Raw genomic sequence first — 22,367 nt, 5'->3', positions numbered from 1 at the left:
TAAGCAATTGTTTATTGGTCAAGATTTGTATTTACTGAATGAAAGTTACGATACCTAAATCTAATTAGTTAGCCTTATTTTAGTGTAGTTCCCTTATATCTGCCGTATATTTTATCGCTCAATGCCTGTAATTGTGTGCTTTGTGGTAAAAGTTTACAGTACATTGCTACCTTGTAGGTGGAGTAAATCAATCAGTGAAATGAGCGGTAAACCAATTAATGTATTAGGATCTTTTCCTTCAAGCTTTTCAAACAATGCAATGCCAAGTCCCTCGCTTTTAAAGCTGCCAGCACAATATAAAGGTTGCTCTATATCAATATAGCGGCAGATCTGTTGGTGGGTTAATGTGCGAAAGTGGACAGTAAAAGGTTCAACAATTGCTTCAATTTGTCCACTGCTACTATTGTGTAATGCAAGTCCGGTATAAAAGGTAATTGCTTGTCCGCTTGCCATGCAGAGTTGTTCAATGGCTTTTTCACGGGTATGTGGTTTGCCGATAATAGAGCCGTTAATTACAGCAACTTGATCTGAACCTATAATTATACTGTCTGGATGTTGCGCGGCGCCTGCGGCAGCTTTTAGTTTTGCTAAACGTAAAACCAGCTCATAAGGTGATTCATTTTCTAGAGGTGTTTCGTCGACCTCTGGAGAATAAGTTGTAAACGGCAGTTTCAGTTTTTCTAATACCTGTTGGCGGTATGGAGAGGTTGATGCAAGCACTATAGCAGCTGTCATTGATATACCTTGTTGGTGTTAAACGTGTATAACTTACGCGAGCTTTCGATAAGCAACTTATACACGTCATAAGTAAAATATTTCTACTATTTTACTGGATTAGATTCGCTTTGTCGGTAAATGGCTTATTTGTTATTAGACGTTTATAAATACCCCCGTTTGTGTGTCTGTGAATAACTCCTGTGGATTACCTATTATAAAATCGATTTCTACATTATAGATCGAGAAGGTGGGGATTATGATGCAATAGTGTCGTATTCAGTCTCTGTACAGGCTAACTCGTTATAGTTGTAAGCAAGTTTTAAGGCGGAGAAGTTAAATGTTTAAGTTGTGGTTTGCGATCATAATCATGTTATCAGTAGTTGTTCATTTGAGTGGTGATGTTAGTCGTCCTTTTTATCCCACTATTTTAGCAGCTATGGTGCTAGGTGCTTTGGCCAGAGAAGTTATAGCTAAGCTAGACCACGTGGTAGTTGATTGGGCATCGGGCATTAAGCAGATAGAAAAAGCGACTAAAGCGGACCATTAACGGTATAGGTGTTTTGGTAGAGTAATATCTCTTAGTCACTGCACAATTATAAGGTTCGTAGTTAGAGTGGGTAAAGGTAACTATTGCCCTCTATAAGCATATAAAGGCGCTTTAACTTTATATTGTTCATAGCAGGATCTAGTGCGTCAAAGATTCACGAGTGAGAATAGCGCTGTAGAATTTACCTAAATAGATAAATTTCTATGTTCGATGAAGGAGCTTTTACCACTCATTCCCTAAGATTTTCACCATTCATTCCCCAAGAAAAGGTATTTCAACTGCTGATAGTACTAATAAACTCAGCGCCTATCTGCAAACTCTGCTAGTTTTAGCGATATATAAAGAGGCTGTTATGCAGACTTTTGTGATGTGCTTTATTAACAGCATCACAAAAATAGAATGACGCGATGGATTAACGAACACTTAAACGTATTTATAGATGAAATATAATGTAATGCCTGCTTTGTTTCTTGTACAATGCGGTTACCTAACAACTCACTTAACCGGTGAAGTCAGCAATAATTCAATACGTTCTTATGAGGGTATTGACTTTGTGGAATTTCACGGTAATATGCGCGCCTTATGCAAACAGTAAAGATACCGGTTTCAATTGATCCCGTTCGCGCTGCCAGTAGCCAGATTTCGTATGAAGGCTTGGTGCCTGGTAAGCAGTTAAAGCGATTAAATGAATTATGTGCCGGCGACTGTTCTGATGTGGCAGTGTCGCTTGAATGTGGCGTCGATATACAGGGGATAGTCTACCTTAACGGGAAGGCTGTGACGGAGCTCACTCTGGATTGTCAACGTTGTATGACACTATTTACCACTGAGGTTACGGTCGAGTTTAGTTTCGGCCTTTGTAAGACTGAAACTGAAATCGATGAGCTCCCGGATGCGTATGAGCCTATTGAGTGCAATGAAATTGGCGAAATTCGTCTGCATCAATTGATCGAAGATGAATTGATAATCGCTATGCCTCTAATTGCCATGCATGAGAATGAAGATTGTCATCTTGGTAAGCAAGATATAGTGGTAGGCGAGATCGAACCCGCTCAAGAGGAGCGTCCAAATCCGTTTGCAGTGTTAGAAAAACTGAAGAGCAAGTAATCTAGGAGACAGGGCCAATGGCTGTACAACAGAATAAAAAATCTCGTTCAAAGCGCGGTATGCGTCGTTCACACGATTCTTTGAGCACAGCTCAATTATCTGTGGATGCAACGAGTGGTGAACTTCACCGTCGTCACAACGTGACTGCGGACGGTTTCTACCGTGGTCAAAAGGTTATCAACAAGTAATTTGTTGAGACCCTTATGACAAATCTGACGCTTGCGTTAGATGCGATGGGGGGCGACTTTGGTCCCCGCATCACAGTGCCTGCAACTTTGCAGGCACTTCGCTTAAACCCCCTCCTAAAAATCGTACTAGTGGGCGATAAATCCCAAATAGACGAACATTTAGCATCTGCCGAACCAGCAATCAAAAGTCGCATTGAGATCAGACACACGACAGAAGTCGTTACTATGTCAGATCGGCCAGTACACGCCCTCAGAAACCGTAAGCAAAGTTCCATGCGTTTGGCTATTGAGCTCGTTCGTGATGGAAAAGCGCAAGCGTGCTTAAGTGCAGGCAATACAGGTGCGTTAATGGCGATGTCTAAAGTTTTACTGAAGACCTTACCCGGCATCGACCGTCCAGCTCTCGTTAGCTGCTTACCTGCGGTCAATAACACGCCAGTTTATTTGCTAGACTTAGGTGCGAACATTTCTTGCGATTCCGAAACGTTATTTCAGTTTGCAGTTATGGGCTCTGTACTCAGCGAGACTGTTGATAAAACGGTGGCGCCAAAAGTCGCTTTACTCAATGTCGGCATTGAAGAAATTAAAGGTAATGATCAGGTTCAACAAGCTGGTCAATTACTGCAACAGATCCCTCAAATAAACTATACCGGTTTTATTGAAGGTGATGAAATTTACTCTGGTAACGTAGACGTAATCGTCTGTGATGGTTTTGTCGGTAATATCACTTTGAAAACTTCAGAGGGTATTGCTCGCTTGTTGGTTCACCAACTAAAAAAAGGACTCGGAGAGGGCTTTTTTGTACGCCTACTTTCGAAAATCATCGCTCCACGGATACGTTCTTTGTTAAATCAGATGAACCCCGACCACTACAATGGTGCAAGTCTGATAGGATTGCGCGGAATTGTAGTAAAAAGTCATGGGTGTGCGGATGAAGCTGCTTTTTTACAAGCAATTAATTTAGCAGTGACAGAAGCGCAACGTCGACTCCCACAGATGATTGAAGATCGTCTTGAGTCGATTCTTTTAGACATTAATAGCTGATAAATTCCTTATGCATACAAAAATTCTTGGTACTGGTAGTTATCTACCCGTACAGGTACGTAGTAATCTCGATCTTGAAAAAATGGTTGAGACCACTGATCAATGGATCGTTGAACGTACTGGTATTTCAGAACGTCGAATCGCTGCAGCGGACGAAACCGTTGCGACCATGGGGTATCAAGCAGCCTTAAAAGCTATTGAAATGGCTGGTATTGATGCCACAGAAATCGACATGATTGTTTGTGGTACCACAAGTGCAGCTAATGCATTCCCTGCAGCAGCTTGTGAAATCCAAGCCATGCTAGGCATTCATACTATTCCTGCATTTGATATCGCAGCGGCTTGTTCTGGCTTTGTATATGCATTGTCTGTTGCCGATCAGTTTGTTAAGTCAGGTGCTGCAAAAAATGTATTGGTGATTGGCGCTGATGTACTGTCACGCTTATGTGAGCCAGAAGACCGTTCAACAATTATTTTGTTTGGTGACGGTGCTGGCGCGGCTGTTGTTGGTCGTTCAGAGGAACCAGGGATTATCTCAACTCATATTTATGCAGATGGTCGTCAAGGCGATTTGCTTAAATGTTCAATCCCACCCCGAAAAGGTGAGACTTCTGAAGCTGTTGGTTATATGACAATGAAAGGCAATGATGTATTTAAAGTTGCTGTGACTCAGCTGTCTCATGTTGTGACTGAAACATTACGTCACAATAATATTGATAAATCTGAGATAGACTGGTTAGTGCCGCATCAGGCTAACTTTAGAATCATTAAAGCGACAGCTAAAAAGCTTGATATGAGTCTAGATAAAGTAGTGTTAACGCTTGCTAAGCACGGTAATACGTCAGCAGCCTCTGTGCCTATCGCGCTAGATGAAGCGGTTAGAGATGGTCGTATTCAGCGCGGTCAAATGTTACTACTAGAAGCTTTCGGTGCAGGATTTGCCTGGGGAAGTGCTTTAGTTCGTTTTTAATGATGGTCTTCATTTGTATTCGTTAGTAGACATCGATTTTAAAGGTAGATAAATATGGAAAATACGGCTTTTGTATTCCCTGGTCAGGGCTCACAAGCATTAGGTATGTTGGCTGAGCTAGCTGAGCAACATGCTGTTGTGGGTGAGACATTTGCACAAGCAAGCCAAGTCCTAGGATATGATTTATGGGACTTAGTTCAGCAAGGTCCAGTTGAAACCCTAAATGAAACCGATAAAACCCAGCCTGCTTTATTAGCGGCAAGTGTCGCGATTTACCGTGCATACCTGGCATCAGGTAAGGCACTACCAAGTGTCATGGCAGGCCATAGCTTAGGTGAGTATTCAGCACTCGTTTGTGCAGGTGTCATTGATTTTGAAGCGGCAATAAAATTAGTTGAGCTTCGTGGCCAATTAATGCAACAAGCTGTTCCTGCTGGGACAGGGGCAATGTTCGCCATTATCGGTTTAGATAACGATGCGATTGCTAAAGCTTGCGAAGACGCCTCCGAAGGTGCAGTAGTGAGCCCTGTTAACTATAACAGCCCAGGTCAAGTAGTTATTGCTGGTGAAAAAGCCGCTGTTGAGCGTGCTGCTGCATTATGCAAGGCTAACGGCGCTAAGATGGCAGTTGCATTACCGGTTAGTGTGCCTTCTCACTGTGAGTTAATGAAACCTGCAGCAGAAAAGCTTGCTATAGCACTTGATGCAATAGAATTTAATGAGCCAAGCGTAAAAGTGATTAACAATGTTGACGTAGCGAGCCCAGCGGCAGCTGCTGACATTAAAGATGCATTAGTACGCCAACTTTATCGTCCAGTACGCTGGTCAGAGACTGTTGAGGTAATGGCGTCTGAAGGCACAACTAAATTATTTGAAATGGGACCTGGAAAAGTACTAACAGGTCTTACTAAGCGTATTAATCGCTCACTTTCAGCGCAAGCTGTAAACGATGTAGCATCATTAACGGCGTTGACCGAATAAGGAAATCTGATGAGTATAAGTTTTGATCTGACTGGTAAAGTCGCCTTAGTTACTGGCGCGAGTCGTGGTATTGGCCGTGCAGTTGCTGAAACTTTAGTTTCTGCAGGGGCTGTGGTTATCGGTACTGCAACCAGCGAACGTGGCGCTGAAGCAATTCAAGCTTACTTGGGCGATAAAGGTCATGGTCTTGTTTTAAACGTAACAGATTCAGATTCTGTTAAGTCTTTGTTTGAAACAATTAAAGAAAAAGCTGGCGATGTTGATATCCTCGTTAACAACGCAGGTATCACTCGTGATAATTTGTTAATGCGAATGAAAGATGACGAATGGCAAGATATCGTAGATACTAACCTAACATCTATCTTCCGCACGTCAAAAGCGGTGATGAGACCAATGATGAAAAAGCGTCACGGACGTATTATCAATATTGGTTCTGTCGTAGGCACAATGGGCAATGCAGGGCAAACTAACTACTCTGCAGCTAAAGCTGGTTTGATCGGATTTACAAAATCTCTTGCAAGAGAGGTTGCATCTCGTCAAATTACAGTTAATGCTATTGCTCCTGGATTTATCCAGACAGACATGACAGATGAGCTGACGGAAGAGCAGCAAAAAGCTATTATGTCTCAGGTGCCAATGGAAAGGCTTGGCCAGGCGCAGGAAATTGCTAACGCAGTCCTCTTTTTAGCGTCTGACTCTGCTGCTTACATTACTGGAGAAACTCTTCACGTAAATGGCGGCATGTACATGGTTTAAAGGGAACGGCAGGCTGTTACCGCCTTCATGGGGTGATCTGCATCAACTGCAGGCTTGATTGTGGTTAGACCACGAAATTTGAGCTTGCAATGTCTGCCAAATTCAATAAACTACTCGCAATCTTGCGCAAGTGCGTAATTTGAATAGGAAAGAAAACTAATGAGCAACATCGAAGAACGTGTAAAGAAAATCATCATCGAGCAACTAGGTGTTAAAGAAGAAGACGTTAAATCAGCAGCATCTTTCGTTGACGATTTGGGTGCGGATTCTCTAGACACTGTTGAGTTGGTTATGGCTCTAGAAGAAGAGTTTGACACCGAGATCCCTGATGAAGAAGCTGAAAAGATCACTACTGTTCAAGCAGCGATCGATTACGTTTCTAAGAATCAGTAATCTAGAATTCTAGAAAACAGGCGGCATTTTTGCCGCCTGTTTTTGTTTGTAAAGCCGCTGGTTGATGCTCCGTTTTACTCTTCGCTTTTTCAATACTTATTGACCTAAGTAAGTATTATTCCAACCAGAATTGGCTTTTACCTGATGAACGCATATGTTCATGTTACAAGGTTTAGGTATTGGTAGTTCAAACCCTTTGCAGCTATCATCATTATTCATTTTTAAAGTAAAAAGGTGACCGCGTGTCTAAACGTCGAGTAGTCATAACGGGCTTAGGCTTAGTTAGCCCTGTGGGAAATACAGTTGACTCTTCTTGGAAAGCTCTAGTTTCTGGTAAGAGTGGTATTGCACCAATCACTAAATTTGATGCAAGTGAGTTCACAACGCGTATAAGCGGCTCTGTTAAAGACTTTGATGTCGAACAGTACATGTCCCGTAAAGATGCACGTAAGATGGACTTGTTTATCCAATACGGCATGGCAGCAGGGATTCAAGCTGTAGAAGATTCGGGTCTTGAGATGGATAAGCTTGACCCTGCTCGTGTCGGTACGGCTATTGGTGCAGGCATGGGCGGAATGCCACTTATCGAGCAAAACCATTCGGCAATGATTAAAGGTGGACCGCGAAAGATCTCTCCTTTCTTTGTTCCTAGCACCATTATTAATATGATTGCTGGCCACCTGTCGATAAAATACGGCATGACCGGACCAAACTTCGCTGTGACGACCGCTTGTACAACTGGAGTGCATAATATTGGTTTTGCGGCGCGCACGATTGCTTATGGTGATGCAGACGTAATGGTTGCGGGCGGCGCTGAAGATGTGACTTGCCCATTAGCAGTTGGTGGCTTTGGCTCTGCGAAAGCGTTATCAACCCGCAATGATGATCCACAAGCTGCAAGTCGTCCTTGGGATAAAGACCGTGACGGTTTTGTTATCGGAGATGGCGCAGGTGTGATGGTCGTTGAAGAATACGAGCACGCTAAAGCGCGTGGAGCAACTATCTATGCAGAGCTTGTAGGCTTTGGCATGAGCGGTGATGCGTTCCATATGACATCACCACCAAGTGACGGCGCTGGCGCTGCTGCAGCCATGGTTAACGCGATTAACGATGCAAAAATTGGTCGTGAAGAGATTGGTTATATCAACGCTCACGGTACCTCTACACCTGCAGGTGATAAAGCTGAAGCGGCAGCGGTTAAGTCGGTATTTGGCGATCACGCTTATGACTTACTTGTTAGCTCAACAAAATCAATGACCGGTCACTTACTGGGCGCCGCAGGTTCGGTCGAAGCCATTATCACGATTTTGGCGCTTCAAGATCAGGTGATCCCACCAACGCTTAACTTAGATAATCCTGATGAAGGTTGTGATTTGGATTTTGTGCCGCACACAGCACGTGATTACAAGTTTGAATACGGTCTATGTAACTCATTTGGCTTTGGTGGAACTAACGGCTCATTACTGTTTAAAAAAGTATAGTGAGTTAAGTACGATAAAAAAAAGCGCCTAAAGGCGCTTTTTTTATATTTAGTCTTCATGTGTATCATGAACTATCTCACACTAATTTGGCCTTATATTAAAATTTTATATCGGCAAGATTAACCTTAGTTAATCTGCTGATATGCCACTAGAATATACGTGTTTTTAGGCAGATACTGCTGGCGTCGGCTCAAGTGATGAGCTCAATGCAGAACTTACCTAAGGGACACGAAAGTGCTAAATCCAATTGTTATTCCTATCATGCCAGTTCTAGGCATTATTACTGCTAATATTAATGAGCTTATTCGTGGCGAATCCGCAACACGTTTACCTCAGCTGCAGTTAGGTGTTAAAACATTTAATATGGCCGTAGCTGCCTTTAGTATTGTTTGGTTTGCACTCTTGATAACCGCAATTGACGTTAGCAATGCCAACAGTGTTATCGCAGGTATTGAGGTCATGGGGCTGTTTTTAGCGGGTATCGCAGCTTACACCTTATTTAATGGTGGTAAGTACTTCGGAGCGACTACACAGCTTTGGGTTTATCGCCTATCTTTGCCTGTTGTTCTAAGTGGTAGCTTTTTAGTCGGTCAGTTTGGCTAAACGTGCCGATGTAAAGAATTTGGCGTAAGATACTCAATAGTCAGTAAATGCATTGAGGTCCAATATGGCCGGTTTAGAAAGACAATTAACATTAAGATTCCTCGCAGAGCCTGCCGATGTTAATTTTGGCGGAAAAGTACACGGTGGCGCCGTGATGAAATGGATTGACCTTGCGGGCTATGCATGTGCAGCTGGCTGGAGCGGTAAGTATTGTATTACCGCTTATGCAGGCGGTATTCGATTTGTTAAGCCTATTCATGTGGGCAATATCGTTGAAGTGACTGCAAAGGTTATTTATACCGGTCGCACGTCAATGCACTTAGGTGTTGATGTAAAAGCGGGTGACCCTAAAAATCAAGATCGGCATTTAACCACTCACTGTGTATTAGTGATGGTAGCGGTTGACGATGAAGGTCAACCGACCGAAGTACCTGATTGGAAGCCTGAACTGCCAGCGGATATAGAACTGCGAGAATCTGCAATACGTTTGATGGAAATGCGCAAAAAGATTGGTGCGGAAATGCAAGCGCACGTTGATCTACAGCCTTCGTTACAACTTCCCTAAAGTGTCGAGTTTGTTCACGCATAAAAGCTAGCCTTTGGGCTGGCTTTTTTATTTCTTTTTTCCCTGTTATTTTTCAATCAAGCCTTTAGAATGGCTTCAAAATATAAACAATCTGACTCTACAAATAGGAAGTGAAATGGCTAAAGTTGCATTTATCGGTTTGGGCGTAATGGGTTACCCAATGGCGGGGCATTTGGTTAAAAATGGCCATCAAGTGACTGTTTATAATCGCACTGAAGCTAAAGCAAAAGCGTGGGTTAACGAGTTCGGTGGCGAATATCAACTAACTCCCAAAGCGGCTGCTAAAGGACAAGATATTGTGTTTGTGTGTGTCGGTAACGATGATGATTTACGCGAAGTGACTTTAAGTGATACCGGCGCATTAGCCGGCATGACAGCAAATAGCATTTTAGTTGATCACACAACCGCTTCCGCCGATGTCGCGCGTGAAATTGCTGCAGCCGCCGAATCACTTAATATTGGCTTTATGGACGCTCCGGTATCTGGTGGTCAGGCTGGGGCAGAAAATGGCGTATTAACCGTTATGGTTGGCGGAGAACAAGCAACGTTTGAAGCTGCAAAGCCGATTATGGATGCCTATGCTCGATGCGCTGAAAGGCTTGGTGAGGTAGGTGCAGGTCAGCTCACTAAAATGGTCAATCAAATCTGTATCGCAGGCGTAGTACAAGGTTTAGCTGAGGGATTACATTTTGCGCGTAGCGCAGGCCTTGATGGCGAAAAAGTGGTTGAGGTGATAAGCAAAGGTGCTGCGCAGTCTTGGCAAATGGAAAATCGTTATCAAACCATGTGGCAGGGCGAGTATAACCTAGGGTTTGCGGTAGATTGGATGCGCAAAGATCTTGGAATTGCACTCACTGAAGCGCGTCGCAATGGCTCACATTTGCCTTTAACAGCATTAGTCGATCAATTCTATTCAGAAGTGCAAGCTATTGGCGGTGCACGCTGGGACACATCAAGTCTGTTAGCAAAACTTGAGAAGAATCGCGGTTAGTGGTTTAGCTGCGAAGATAGTTTAATTTATTATAAAAGGACCACATTCGTGATCCTTTTTACTTTGTGACTAATACACGAGAGATTGGTTATTCTGGTTCAACCACAATATGTTCGAGCTCAACTACAGCAACACTGTGTAGAGCGTCCATAGCTGCACCCACTAGTGATACAACACCTTTAGATGATTCAATCAATACCGCGCGATTGATCTCGCTAAAGTCACGATTATGGCGCGCCATTGTCGATAATGCCATTTGCATTGGCTGCATCGATGGATTAAATGCTGCGTTCTCGGCATAACGGCCACAGTATGTTGCACCATCTTTAGTTTCTAGTACCACTGCTGCGTAGTTTTTAGTGTACGGCGCGTAACTGAGGCTTGCATGGTCAAGCGCTTCAATGATCATCGGGTCATTGGAGTCTAGTGTTAACGTGTGCAGTTGCTTGCTTAGTAGTGGCTCTGTGATATTTAAGTCGCTTGGGCCAAAAGCATAAGGTAAATAGTGAGATAAAGGTGCTGTTGCTTGGTCTGGTAGGTGGATTTTTACTTTGCTGCCTTCAACTAGCTCATTAATAAACTGACGGCAATGTCCGCACGGTGAAGCATTAACAATAATGTCCTCAATTGCACTTTCACCACTTAACCAAGCATGGCTGATTGCACTTTGTTCTGCATGTACTGAGTGAAATAATGCTTCGCCAGGTAGTTCAATATTCGCGCCCATATAGATATCGCCACTTTTGCCTTTGGCAATGGCACCTACAAAAAACTCACTAATAGGTGGACGCGCTAAAGCTGCGGCTATTGGTAGAAGCGCTAACAGTAATTCATTTAACTCCATACCAGTTTGAGCTTGCAGTTCAGTAAGTTGCTGCGCATCAATATGGCCAGCAAAGTCTTGATCAAGTAACGGCACAATTGCAGTTGCTAGTTTCTCAGGTAACTTAGCTATGCTTTTTAAAAATCGGTCCTGCATACGCTATTTCCTTTTGTTAACGCTAATGAAATATCATTCTAGTAATCTTGTTACAACTAGAATGCGATAAAGGTCTCATTTATTACTTAGAGAGTCTATAAGCTTCTAAGATAATGACACAAAGCTTGTAATAATTTTTGCTTAGATTCGTCTTGCTCTGTTTCTTCGAGCAAGTTCTCTAGGCGAATAATATAGTCAGGATCATTTAATCTGCTTTGGCAGAACTCACGCCAGCGATATTGCTCAGAGTCGCTTAATGTTTCAGGGTAATTGCGAGCGCGATAACGGTACAGCATCTCTGCAAGGCGTCCATCGTCGAAATCAAGCTCAAGTGCTGCTAGGTTGTTTGGTTGAGTGTTACGGATGATTTCAATTTTTGCTTTGTCTGCTGAGCTGAAAAAACCGCCGCTATATAAAGCTTGGTCGGCATCAATGGCTCTGTCGTCGTGTTCAACATCAAATACGGCAACCAGTTTTTCTCTAAGCTCAGGATGTTGTTTTAACTTCTTATATTGTTCTCTTGCAAAGGCTTTATCAAAGTCCAGTCTGGCTGCATTTTCATCGGTTAATGTATTTGCTGGCGCAATGAATGGACTCTTATTGATGTGGATTTGTTTTAAACCAATAGGTAGTTCATCAGGCGCTAAATCACTGCGTCGGGTATACATGCGCTCACGTATTTCATCAACACTAAGTTCAATGAGTGGAGCGATATCCATTGCCAAGTTAACGCAAATCACCGCATTTTTATTGGTTGAGTGATAAGCAACGGGGGCGATGATCGTTGTACAACCGTTTAAGGCGCTGATCTTGGAGCTAACATGCACTAATGGCTTCATATCAAGCACGTCAATCAATTTAGATACTGCTTGTTTCTGTCTTAAGCTAAAGTAATAGTCAAACAGCTTTGGCTGCACCGACTTTATCAATTTTGCCATGTCGATGGTGGCATAGACATCAGACATTGCATCATGGGCTTTTTCATGGCTTAAGCCATTTGCAACGGTGAGTTGTTCTAACTTAAAACTAGGAGAACCGTCTTCTTTTTCTGGCCAATTGATACCTTCAGGTCTAAAAGCATAACAAGCACGCACGAGATCGATGATGTCCCAGCGGCTATTGCCGTTTTGCCACTCACGGGCATAAGGGTCGATAAAATTACGATAAAAACCATAGCGCGATACTTCATCGTCAAATCGTAGCGAGTTATAACCCACAACACAGGTTTTTGGCTGACTGAATAGACCATTAATTTTATTCATAAACTCGGCTTCTGGCATGCCTTTTAGGTTAGCGAGTTGCGGAGTAATCCCGGTGATTAAAATTGCTTCTGGTGACGGTAGGTAATCATTGGCGACCTTACAATAAAAGGTTTCTGGCTCACCGATGATATTGAGGTCCATATCCGTGCGAACGCCAGCAAACTGAGAAGGCCTGTCTTTGGCTGGGTTGGCGCCAAAAGTTTCATAATCGTGCCAGAAGAGGGTGGGTTGGTTATTCATAGACATAAAGTGTTGTGGCTATTACAAGCAATAAATGAGTTCATCATAGCACTGCCTCGATAGGAATGTCCTAGTTTCCTTAATACAACTCAAGTACTTTGCTGGAGTTTGCAGCAGTTTTATCCGCTGGTTCCAAATGGGTTGACGTAGTAGAATAAGCGTCCTTTTTAGACCTGTGATAACAAGCATTATTTCCCTAAGCGAACTATTGGCCTCAAATGACTCAAACGATCTGTATGTAAGAGTGATTAAATGGCATTTGCTTATTGTTTTGTAGGTTCTCTGCTTGCACGTCTAACAGGTTATTATCCGACTATATTTGTACGTGTTATTTAAATTACGTGCGTCAGGCTTTGCCGTTTGGAGATTGAAATGATTTACCGTTGCCCTTTATGTCAGCAAGCATTATCTAAAGCGGATAAGACTTGGTGTTGTCCTGCCAACCATAGGTTTGATTGTGCCAAAGAGGGCTACGTTAATCTGTTACCTGTTCAGAAAAAGAAGTCTAATGATCCAGGTGACAATAAAGAGATGATGTTTGCTAGACGTGAATTTCTTAATAAAGGCTATTACCAAGTATTAAGCGATAAAGTAAACCAGCTTGCTAATGAGTATGCTCTAGATGCACGTTTTGGCGTTGATATTGGTTGTGGTGAAGGCTATTACTCGAATCGACTAGTAGAAAGTCTGCCAGACGGCTTCAGTCTTTATGGCGTTGATATCAGTAAGTCGGCACTTAAGTATGCCGCTAAGCGTTATCCAAAAATTAGTTTTAGTGTCGCAAGTGCGTTTGATATGCCATTTCCTGATCAGAGCTTTGATTTTATGCTACGGATTTATGCGCCGTCATTAGATAAAGAACTTAAAAGAGTGGTTAAATCAGGTGGGACACTTATTACCGTTTGCGCGGGACCAAGGCACCACTACGCTCTTAAAGAGCTTATTTATGATAATCCGAAAGAGCATACTCAAGAATCGTCGCAGATAGATGGCTTTGAATTGATCCATCAAGAGCGAATTGAGCAGTTGTTGACACTGACCGATGCAACAGACATTAGTCACTTTTTACAAATGACTCCTTATAACTGGAAATTAACAGAAGAGAATAAATTAGCCTTAGCTAAATCAGGTGTAAGCTGTGAACTCGATTTTAAAGTAGAAGTCTTCCGAGCCTTATAAATCAAAGGTTACAGCTTGCTGGTTGTTTTTTAAGCGGTTATAGGCGCGTAAGTTTTAATTTGCAGAAGTGTATTTTTTGATCCATTTAGCAAGCTGTAGAATTATAAGTAAAAACACCTTAAATTCTGACACGAATGAGTGTTGACTTATGATGAGAATGGTTTATAGTGTTTGCAGCTTGAAGGTTAGGCTTATTTTTATGTGTTCAATACGACAATGTTCGTCCTGTTAACATTAAGTAAACCGGCATTTTCCAGCTTTACCGCCGTTAAGGCTTTAATTTATATTTACAGGATTCAATATTATGTCTCAAGTTACTGGCGTTGTTAAGTGGTTCAACTCTGATAAAGGTTTCGGATTTATCGAGCAAGAGTCTGGTCCAGACGTATTCGTACACTTCCGCGCTATCAACTCTGACGGTTTCAAAACTCTTGACGAAGGTCAAAAAGTTCAGTTTACTGTTACTCAAGGTCAAAAAGGCCCACAAGCTGAGAACGTAACTGTAGTTTAAGTTACCAGCTTGATTAGCACTAGCTAATCACACAGAATTTCGAAGAGCCGTAGTTTACTACGGCTCTTTTTTCGTTTTAAAACGGTAAATTATTTTCGTCAGTCATTTTGTCGTATCACCGAACACTGCTAGATATGGCTGTTTAGTCGTAACATCATACCCCCCCCTCTTTCAAGCTGCTTCACAACCCCTTGCTTTGGAAAGCCAGCCTATTCAGTATATTGTTAAAGATAAAAATACTGTCTTGACGTAAATCTATGTTCTAGTTTTTGGTTAAATGGTTTGTTTATTTAGTTTTTGCTAGCGGATATATGCCTGCTTTATGGTTGCAGCCTTGTGACTTTGGTCAATGTAAATTTGTATATTCTATGGAATGTTGGCTGGTAATTTAGTGTGCATGTTTTTTGTGCTGCAACTTTCTTGTACTGCATTATTTGATAGAAGGGGAGCTTTAAAAGCGATAATATTTTGATTGTTGCTAATACGGCAGGTGGAAAGTATAAATCAAGGCTTACTCTAGACTAGCTGAGCTTGCTATTAAATTATCCACTTAGGCAAGAAATTCTATCCGATTAACGAATCTTTTTTGAGTTAACTTGTATAAAAAACGGCGCTATTTGCGCCGTTTTAAGTTTAATTATTTAACTAGTGTAATGATGATTAAGAAAAGAGTTTTTCTTCTAAGGTTCTACCTTTCAATATCGCTTTATATTGCCAGTTTCTTTCTTTAAATAGTGTTAGTAGCGAGATTTCAATTGCGTAGCTTTCAGCGCTATTGTGCTTAATCAGGAACTGATTAGCTTGACGCTCCTCGATTGAACTAATGTCGGCAAGCTTTAGTACTGCCTCAATAAGAGACGTTGATTCACAGCCCTGCATTGTTAGCGTGATATAGTCGTCATGCTGGGACTCAGCCATAGATACAGACTGACGCAGCTGTCCGTGCTCAAGGTAAAGCACTTGATCACACAGTTTTTCTAGTTCATCTAAATTGTGCGAACTAATAATAAATGTTGTAGTACCAGCAAGAGATTTGACTAACTCACGAATTTTCTTGGCATTTGCAGGATCTAAGCCTGCAGTAGGTTCATCGAGTAGTACCAGCTCAGGAGAACCCATCAATGCCTGTGCAATTGCTACTCTCTTCGCCATACCATGACTAAGTGCTCTAGGTTTTTGTTTAGCGCTATCAGCTAAATCAACCAAGTTAAGTACACGTATCGCTTCGGCTTGAGCATTTTTACGATTGTATCCTTGCAAGGTGCCAAAGAAAGTCAATTGGGTTAGAACATCGAGGTTAGGGTCAAGAGAAGCATCTTGCGGTAGCGAAGCTATACGCCCTAGTAGTTCCGCTGAGCCTGGTTTATGGCCAAGTAAACTCACTTCACCTGATGACGGTGTGATATAACCACACAATAAGCTAAAAAGAGTCGTTTTACCGGCGCCATTTGGACCTACTAAAGCGATAGGGCTGCCAGCATTGAGCGTTATATCAACCTGAGATAAGGCTTTTTTATCGCCATAGGATTTAGATAACCCTTTGCAGTTAACTAAACTCATAGTGCGCTCCTATTGATATACACTTTGCCTAAAAATAACAGTATGCCAGCTTGAACTAATGCCACAGGTGCATACATAAAGGTTTGTAAGCCTTGGGTATTTATCATCAATGAGATCTGCGAGCCAGGTAGGATCCATTTTAACTCACTAATGATTGGCAAATAATTATTGATAATGGCGATGCTTATCGACATTGCAGCCCATACCAGAATCGCATAGATAGTTGCTTGGCGTGCAGAACTGGCATATAGGGACAAAATAGCCATTAATGCGGTGTACGGTAGTAGCACGATAATTAAATTTAAAGTCACAATTAGCCCAGAGATTAAAGCCGGTAGTAATAGACTCATGTCTCTATTTGCTGCCAGTAAAATAGTAGCGATGACAGTTAGGCATACGAGTATGCTTTGCAGGGCTATATGGCCTAAAAATCTGCCGAAAAACAGACTGTCTCTACCTACTCTTAACGTTAAAAATCGAAATGTTCCTCGTGATTTGTCGGTTGCAAACTGATCTGCAGATACAAATATACTAAAAAGAGGGAAGATATATAACGCGGCAATCCAGTAAACTGCCAGCTCTGCAACAGGCCATTTAAATAGCTCACTGACAGCGTCAGGGCCAAATATGCCTTCTATAATCCCTCTAAAGTCCGGGTTAATCAAAAAGCTTGATGCACTGCTAATGGGGTAGAGTAAAATTAGTAACCAGACTAAGGCAAATGCAGCGAGTGCGACTAGACCACGAGGATTAAATAGCATTTTTTTGACTTCAAACTGCGCGAGCAACAGAGTGTTACGCGGCATGCTATTTTTGGGGGCTGTTTTTTGGGGAGTGTGTTCCAAAAGGATCCCTTAGTTTTAAATACAAAGATTGCAAATAGGTTAACACTGATTGGAACTCAGCGTTAACCCTAAGTTGATGCGAAACATTAGCAATAATTCATAATGTGAATAGGTAATCGACTTTTACTCTAGCAAGTCTGCAAGCTGCGCTTTTAATTCGGCTAATTCAAGTTCGAGTTTACTGACTCGATCTTCTAGTGCTGTATTACTCTCTTGAGCGGTATCAGTTGCTGTTGATGCAGGGCTCGGTGTCGATTGTTGTGCAGTAAAATTATCAAGGCTGTGTTGAGAGGGAGGGTTTTGCTCATCTGCATTAACGGGAGTAAATAACTGACGATAGCGAGCTTCGCGTTTACCTGGTTCTTTTGCTAGCAACATCACTAATGGAGACTCTCGTCTTTGTAAGTCATGTAATGTTGCTTCAGCTTCACTGACATCATTAAACTCATGTAAACGGTTGCTACGTGTTCTGAGTTCACCGGGGGTTTGTGGACCTCGCAGCAGTAATAAACAAATCACAGCAAGTTCTGACGATTTAAGTTGCAGATCGCTAAACTCAGTATTGCAAAAACGGTGTTTATATTTGACGACACGGCTGCCAAAACCAGATTGCTCTGAAATCAGTCTTTTTTTGCTTAGGCTGTCTAAGGTGTTTTGTACCTCTGACTCACTGAGGCTTAGGACTGGCTCTCGACTGGTTTTTTGATTACAGCCAGAGGTTAAACTGTTTAAAGAAAGGGGATATTGCTCTGGTGTGGTGATCTCTTTTTCAAGTAACACACCAATGACGCGAGCTTCGTGTAAAGTCAGTTCCATAATAACCTCTTAAGAAAAAAGCATGACTTTGTTATAACAGAGCCATGCTTTAATGCAAGAGAGTATCTAAGGTTTAGCTAGGTAATAGCTTGTTTTACAAGCAGTATAGCCAAATTTATTAATCCTCTAGACGGATCCCATCAGGGGAAATAGTGATCTGTTTATTCTTATAAAGGCCACCAATACTCTTTTTAAAGGCTTTCTTACTCATCGATAATTGTGAGTAGATGACTTCTGCATCGGTTTTGTCATTGAGTGGTAAGAAACCACCGGCTTGTTTAAGTTTGATCATTATCGTTACTGAGTGCTTATCAAGCTCTTCTTTTGCGCCTTTTTGTAAGATAAGGTCAATCTTACCGTCGCTGCGCATACGCTTAATAAAGCCTTTTAGCTTTTGGCCAAAGCTTAAACGTGTATACACTTCATTTTTGTACAATACGCCCCAGTGGGTATTGTTGATAATGGCTTTGTAACCAAGATCGGTTGAGCCACCAATAATTAGATTCACTTCTTCATCATTGCGGAATTTAGGCTCTGTTAAATCAAGGAACTTATCGACCTTAGCTGATGCAACAATGCGGTCATCGACATGGCTAGTATAGATGTAAACCAAGTAAGATTTACCTACCTCGATGTCTCGGTGTTGCTCACCGAAAGGCAATAACAAGTCTTTTTCTAAGCCCCAGTCTAAAAAGGCGCCATATGGACCGTTTTCTTTTGCTTCTAAATAAGCAAATTGACCGACTTGAGCATAAGGACGTTTAGTCGTTGCAATGATCATGTCTTCTGAATCTAAATAGAGAAACACATTAACCATATCGCCAACTTGGCATTCCTTCGGCACAGCTTTACGCGGAAGGAGGACCTGGCCCATCTCTTTAGCGTCTAAATAGACACCAAAATCAACTTGTTTGACGACTTCGAGCTTACAGGTTTTACCTATCTGGATCATGATGTTCTCTACTTTAAAGACAGTAACGATTAATTTCAGCAGCGATTATAGTGGAAATCATTTCAATATGCTTTAGCCCATTCAAACTTATGCCGCATCAATATGGCCTTTACTGTAATAAAATGGCGTTAATTATCACTATTTAGGCTCGAAAGGGTACGTATTGTTATCACCCTATTGTATGGTGATAATGATATCTTGGTTAATTAGCAATTATTGGTCTATTGAGTCTTGCAATCTTGTGTATCTCAAGGTTTAATTGCGCCGCAAAAATTTCGAGAGATTAGTGGTTTGTTTGTCTACTTAGTGTTGGTGGGGAGTAACCTACATCAATTAAGTCGTATTTAAGCAAACAAATAGATTTTTTATGGATTGGATTTTACATGCTGGCTTTAAAGGCATAGATTTAAGTCATACCATAAAAACTTGAAGACTCTTTGGTTTGAAGAGACACTTTTTTTATGCCGAATGCTTGCTTGTATAGGCAGTAAGACTGTTTCTGAGTATGCATTTGAATAGTTTGTACTTTTATCAGTAAATAATTATTGATTTAAACAATCGCAAGTTGACTCTAGCCAACTAGGGGCGGTCAACTTATTTGAGTTAAATAGACAGGTTAGGACAAATATGAGCAATTGGTCTATTGATGATGCACGCGCAAGTTATAACGTAAATCACTGGAGCCAAGGACTTTACGGCATTAGCGACAATGGTGAAGTGACAGTGTCACCTGATCCAAGTCGACCAGACTGTACCATTGGTTTAAATGAAATGGCTAAAGATATGGTTAAGTCAGGCGTGGCTTTACCCGTATTAGTGCGTTTCCCACAAATTTTACATCATAGAGTAAATAGCCTGTGCCAGGCATTTAATCAGGCGATTCAAAAGTACCAATACGAATCTGATTATTTGCTGGTTTATCCTATTAAAGTAAATCAACAACAGACGGTTGTTGAAGAGATCCTAGCCAGTCAAGTTGAAAAAGAAGTGCCGCAACTTGGTCTCGAAGCGGGTAGTAAGCCTGAATTAATGGCTGTGCTTGCGATGGCGCAAAAGGCGAGTTCGGTTATCATTTGTAATGGTTACAAAGATAAAGAATATATTCGCCTTGCATTAATTGGCGAGAAGCTTGGCCATAAAGTTTACATCGTGCTTGAAAAGATGTCAGAGCTAAAAGTGGTACTTGAGCAAGCTAAAGAGCTTGGTGTTAAACCACGTTTAGGTCTGCGCGTTCGTTTGGCTTTCCAAGGTAAAGGCAAGTGGCAAGCAAGTGGTGGTGAAAAGTCTAAGTTTGGCTTGAGCGCGGCTCAAGTTCTTCAAGTGATTAACTCGCTTAAGCAAGAAGATATGCTTGAGTCTTTAGAGTTGCTGCATTTCCACTTAGGTTCGCAAATTGCCAATATTCGTGATATCCGCCAAGGCGTAAGCGAAGCGGGTCGTTTCTACTGTGAATTGATGAAGCTTGGCGCAAGTGTTAAGTGTTTTGACGTTGGTGGTGGTTTAGCGGTTGATTACGACGGTACGCGTAGCCAAAGCAACAACTCAATGAACTACGGTTTAACTGAGTACGCCAATAATATCGTCAGCGTGTTAACCGACATGTGTAAAGAGTACGAGCAGCCGATGCCGAGGATTATCTCTGAATCGGGTCGTTACTTAACTGCACACCATGCGGTTTTATTAACAGACGTAATTGGTACAGAAGCTTACAAACCTGAAGATATCCAACCACCAGCAGAAGATGCACCGCAATTACTGCACAACATGTGGCAGTCTTGGGTTGAAGTGAGCGGTAAAGCTGATCAACGTGCACTGATCGAGATATTCCATGACTGTCAAAGTGATTTGACTGAAGTGCACTCATTGTTTGCTGTTGGTCAGTTAGGTTTAGCTGAGCGCGCTTGGGCTGAGCAAGTTAACTTACGTGTATGTTACGAGCTACAGGGTAGCATGAGCTCAAAATACCGTTTCCACCGTCCGATTATTGATGAACTAAATGAGAAGTTAGCTGATAAATTCTTCGTTAACTTCTCGCTATTCCAATCATTGCCAGATGCTTGGGGTATCGATCAGGTATTCCCTGTCATGCCGCTATCTGGCCTTGATAAAGCACCAGAAAGTCGCGCCGTAATGCTAGATATTACCTGTGACTCTGATGGTACCGTGGATCAATATGTAGATGGTCAAGGTATTGAAACGACATTACCAGTACCTGCTTGGACTCAAGAAAGTCCATACTTAATTGGTTTCTTCTTAGTGGGTGCATACCAAGAGATTTTGGGTGATATGCACAACTTGTTTGGTGACACTAACTCTGCCGTTGTGCGTCTAGATGATGATGCGCGTACTAATGTTGAGTCGGTACTTGCTGGTGACACGGTTGCTGATGTTTTACGTTATGTAAACCTTGATGCTGTATCGTTTATGCGCACCTATGAAGAACTCGTTAATAAGCATATTGCTGAAGATGAACGCGCCAATATCTTAGAAGAGTTACAACTAGGTCTTAAAGGTTACACTTATCTAGAAGACTTTTCGTAACGAGTGATGATTTAAGCGAATTGCAACGTAATAAATGTAGCAGGTGTTTTAGCTTGTGTACTATAACCAGTTTTGAGTTCGCTCAAAACTGGTTTTATTTTTAGGTTACTGTAAAGTCGCTCACTTACTTTGGTGGCATTTAATAACACGTAATTTTGTTTAGGAGCTTCGATAGATGTTTTTTGAAGGTTCGGAGAAAAAAGTAGAGCTGCAAACCTGTGCGACAGCTGTTTCATTAAAGCAGTTACCGGTATCATTTTGGCGGCAAGCGTTGGCATTGGCCGATGCAGAGATCTTATCCAATCTTTCAAATACTTATTGCGATGCCTATGTGTTAAGTGAATCAAGTTTGTTTGTGTGGGATCACAAATTGTTATTGATTACCTGTGGTAATACACGTTTAGTCGATACCGTTATGTGTGTTATTGATAAAATTGGCTCCGATGGTATATCAGAGCTTAGTTATCAACGTAAAAATGAATTTTCGCCACATCTACAAACAACTCGTTTTGAAGATGATGTTGCTCTGCTTAGAACCAAAATTGCTGGTTCGGCATACCGGGTAGGCCACTTAGACGGTCATCATCATTATCTTTACAGTGCTAAACATGCAGCACAAACAGAAAAAAGTGCATGTTTGTTGATGTACCATCTTAATGGTGAGATTGCGCAATATTTACGTAGTGACAAGCAATCAAGTATTGAAATTCGCAAACGACTAGATTTAGAGCGTTTATTGCCTGATTTTGAGTTTGACGATCACCTGTTTCAACCGTGTGGATATTCAATCAATGGATTGTTTGAAGACAAATTTATAACGATACATATCACGCCTCAAGAGCGAAGCTCTTATGTGAGTGTCGAAACAAACATGGATTTTTTACACTATCCGTTCAATATTTTTTCCGAATTGCTAATGATATTGAACCCCCGCAGTTGGGACATCATTGGGATGAATATGCAGGTAGATAACTTGTCTTTTCCTTCAAATAGAAGGCTTGCGAGTTGTGTTCTACAGTTAAATCAATCCAATGAATTTAATTACAATCATTATACTCAAGCAGATACTGAAATACTGTCCGCCGAAGTATTGTGACTCTAGACACTTTTATGGAGTA

23 protein-coding genes are annotated in these 22,367 nt (G+C 41.7%); 16 read left to right on the top strand and 7 right to left on the bottom strand.

Annotated elements, in window-relative coordinates:
- Positions 1 to 153 precede the first annotated feature (153 nt).
- Positions 154 to 735, bottom strand: a complete 582-nt coding sequence (locus L2747_RS02025; RefSeq protein ID WP_248997437.1) for a Maf family protein — start codon at positions 733 to 735, stop codon at positions 154 to 156.
- 319 nt (positions 736 to 1,054) lie between these two features.
- On the opposite strand from L2747_RS02025, the gene L2747_RS02020 reads away from it, so the two are divergent.
- The 12 genes from L2747_RS02020 (at position 1,055) to L2747_RS01965 (ending at position 10,364) form a co-directional block, all read left to right on the top strand.
- Entirely contained in the window at positions 1,055 to 1,264 is a 210-nt protein-coding gene (locus L2747_RS02020) for a hypothetical protein (RefSeq protein WP_248997436.1), read from the top strand.
- A gap of 582 nt (positions 1,265 to 1,846) precedes the next feature.
- On the top strand, positions 1,847 to 2,371 hold the full coding sequence (gene yceD, locus L2747_RS02015) for a 23S rRNA accumulation protein YceD (RefSeq protein ID WP_248997435.1): 525 nt from the start codon (positions 1,847 to 1,849) through the stop codon (positions 2,369 to 2,371).
- 17 nt (positions 2,372 to 2,388) lie between these two features.
- The gene (rpmF, locus tag L2747_RS02010) at positions 2,389 to 2,559 is read left to right on the top strand and encodes a 50S ribosomal protein L32 (protein ID WP_020913118.1); all 171 of its coding nucleotides are present in this window, start codon (positions 2,389 to 2,391) and stop codon (positions 2,557 to 2,559) included.
- A gap of 15 nt (positions 2,560 to 2,574) precedes the next feature.
- Positions 2,575 to 3,603, top strand: a complete 1,029-nt coding sequence (gene plsX, locus L2747_RS02005; protein WP_248997434.1) for a phosphate acyltransferase PlsX — start codon at positions 2,575 to 2,577, stop codon at positions 3,601 to 3,603.
- 10 nt (positions 3,604 to 3,613) lie between these two features.
- A complete protein-coding gene (locus L2747_RS02000) occupies positions 3,614 to 4,573 on the top strand; it encodes a beta-ketoacyl-ACP synthase III (protein ID WP_248997433.1) in 960 nt (319 codons plus the stop codon).
- A 54-nt stretch (positions 4,574 to 4,627) separates the two neighbouring features.
- Complete coding sequence (gene fabD / locus L2747_RS01995; protein WP_248997432.1) at positions 4,628 to 5,554, top strand: ACP S-malonyltransferase; 927 nt, start codon at positions 4,628 to 4,630, stop codon at positions 5,552 to 5,554.
- A 9-nt stretch (positions 5,555 to 5,563) separates the two neighbouring features.
- A complete protein-coding gene (gene fabG / locus L2747_RS01990) occupies positions 5,564 to 6,310 on the top strand; it encodes a 3-oxoacyl-ACP reductase FabG (RefSeq protein WP_248997431.1) in 747 nt (248 codons plus the stop codon).
- A 159-nt stretch (positions 6,311 to 6,469) separates the two neighbouring features.
- On the top strand, positions 6,470 to 6,703 hold the full coding sequence (gene acpP / locus L2747_RS01985) for an acyl carrier protein (RefSeq protein ID WP_011496723.1): 234 nt from the start codon (positions 6,470 to 6,472) through the stop codon (positions 6,701 to 6,703).
- A 242-nt stretch (positions 6,704 to 6,945) separates the two neighbouring features.
- The gene (gene fabF, locus L2747_RS01980) at positions 6,946 to 8,184 is read left to right on the top strand and encodes a beta-ketoacyl-ACP synthase II (RefSeq protein WP_248997430.1); all 1,239 of its coding nucleotides are present in this window, start codon (positions 6,946 to 6,948) and stop codon (positions 8,182 to 8,184) included.
- Between the two features lie 234 nt (positions 8,185 to 8,418).
- A complete protein-coding gene (locus L2747_RS01975) occupies positions 8,419 to 8,787 on the top strand; it encodes a hypothetical protein (protein WP_248997429.1) in 369 nt (122 codons plus the stop codon).
- Between the two features lie 64 nt (positions 8,788 to 8,851).
- Positions 8,852 to 9,352, top strand: a complete 501-nt coding sequence (locus tag L2747_RS01970; RefSeq protein ID WP_248997428.1) for an acyl-CoA thioesterase — start codon at positions 8,852 to 8,854, stop codon at positions 9,350 to 9,352.
- Between the two features lie 136 nt (positions 9,353 to 9,488).
- On the top strand, positions 9,489 to 10,364 hold the full coding sequence (locus tag L2747_RS01965) for an NAD(P)-dependent oxidoreductase (RefSeq protein WP_248997427.1): 876 nt from the start codon (positions 9,489 to 9,491) through the stop codon (positions 10,362 to 10,364).
- 88 nt (positions 10,365 to 10,452) lie between these two features.
- On the opposite strand, the gene cdd is transcribed toward L2747_RS01965, so the two are convergent.
- Positions 10,453 to 11,343: a cytidine deaminase gene (gene cdd / locus L2747_RS01960; RefSeq protein ID WP_248997426.1), complete on the bottom strand. Its 891-nt coding sequence runs from the start codon at positions 11,341 to 11,343 to the stop codon at positions 10,453 to 10,455.
- Between the two features lie 95 nt (positions 11,344 to 11,438).
- Positions 11,439 to 12,851 carry an exodeoxyribonuclease I gene (sbcB, locus tag L2747_RS01955; protein ID WP_248997425.1) on the bottom strand — a complete coding sequence of 471 codons (1,413 nt, stop codon included), beginning with the start codon at positions 12,849 to 12,851 and terminating at the stop codon, positions 11,439 to 11,441.
- Between the two features lie 366 nt (positions 12,852 to 13,217).
- Here sbcB and rlmA point away from each other — a divergent pair, with 366 nt between their 5' ends.
- Together rlmA and L2747_RS01945 are read left to right on the top strand one after the other, a co-directional pair.
- On the top strand, positions 13,218 to 14,024 hold the full coding sequence (rlmA, locus tag L2747_RS01950) for a 23S rRNA (guanine(745)-N(1))-methyltransferase (RefSeq protein WP_248997424.1): 807 nt from the start codon (positions 13,218 to 13,220) through the stop codon (positions 14,022 to 14,024).
- A 304-nt stretch (positions 14,025 to 14,328) separates the two neighbouring features.
- Positions 14,329 to 14,535, top strand: coding sequence for a cold-shock protein (locus L2747_RS01945; protein WP_012155714.1), 207 nt, complete (start codon positions 14,329 to 14,331; stop codon positions 14,533 to 14,535).
- 660 nt (positions 14,536 to 15,195) lie between these two features.
- On the opposite strand, the gene L2747_RS01940 is transcribed toward L2747_RS01945, so the two are convergent.
- The 4 genes from L2747_RS01940 to L2747_RS01925 all read right to left on the bottom strand — a co-directional run bounded on the left by L2747_RS01940 (position 15,196) and on the right by L2747_RS01925 (position 18,708).
- The gene (locus L2747_RS01940; protein WP_248997423.1) at positions 15,196 to 16,095 is read right to left on the bottom strand and encodes an ABC transporter ATP-binding protein; all 900 of its coding nucleotides are present in this window, start codon (positions 16,093 to 16,095) and stop codon (positions 15,196 to 15,198) included.
- On the bottom strand, positions 16,092 to 16,901 hold the full coding sequence (locus L2747_RS01935; protein WP_248997502.1) for an ABC transporter permease: 810 nt from the start codon (positions 16,899 to 16,901) through the stop codon (positions 16,092 to 16,094). The genes L2747_RS01940 and L2747_RS01935 overlap by 4 nt, the downstream gene beginning before the upstream one ends.
- 162 nt (positions 16,902 to 17,063) lie before the next feature.
- Positions 17,064 to 17,756, bottom strand: coding sequence for a YceH family protein (locus L2747_RS01930; protein WP_248997422.1), 693 nt, complete (start codon positions 17,754 to 17,756; stop codon positions 17,064 to 17,066).
- 118 nt (positions 17,757 to 17,874) lie between these two features.
- On the bottom strand, positions 17,875 to 18,708 hold the full coding sequence (locus L2747_RS01925; RefSeq protein ID WP_248997421.1) for a CvfB family protein: 834 nt from the start codon (positions 18,706 to 18,708) through the stop codon (positions 17,875 to 17,877).
- 627 nt (positions 18,709 to 19,335) lie between these two features.
- On the opposite strand from L2747_RS01925, the gene speA reads away from it, so the two are divergent.
- Together speA and L2747_RS01915 are read left to right on the top strand one after the other, a co-directional pair.
- A complete protein-coding gene (gene speA / locus L2747_RS01920) occupies positions 19,336 to 21,249 on the top strand; it encodes a biosynthetic arginine decarboxylase (protein WP_248997420.1) in 1,914 nt (637 codons plus the stop codon).
- A gap of 175 nt (positions 21,250 to 21,424) precedes the next feature.
- Complete coding sequence (locus tag L2747_RS01915) at positions 21,425 to 22,345, top strand: S-adenosylmethionine decarboxylase proenzyme (protein WP_248997419.1); 921 nt, start codon at positions 21,425 to 21,427, stop codon at positions 22,343 to 22,345.
- Positions 22,346 to 22,367: the final 22 nt, after the last annotated feature.

Source organism: Shewanella marinintestina, from assembly GCF_023283845.1.
Lineage (GTDB): Bacteria > Pseudomonadota > Gammaproteobacteria > Enterobacterales > Shewanellaceae > Shewanella > Shewanella marinintestina.
Note: the sequence above shows the minus strand (reverse complement) of the source record. Positions and strands in the feature narration are given on the sequence as shown.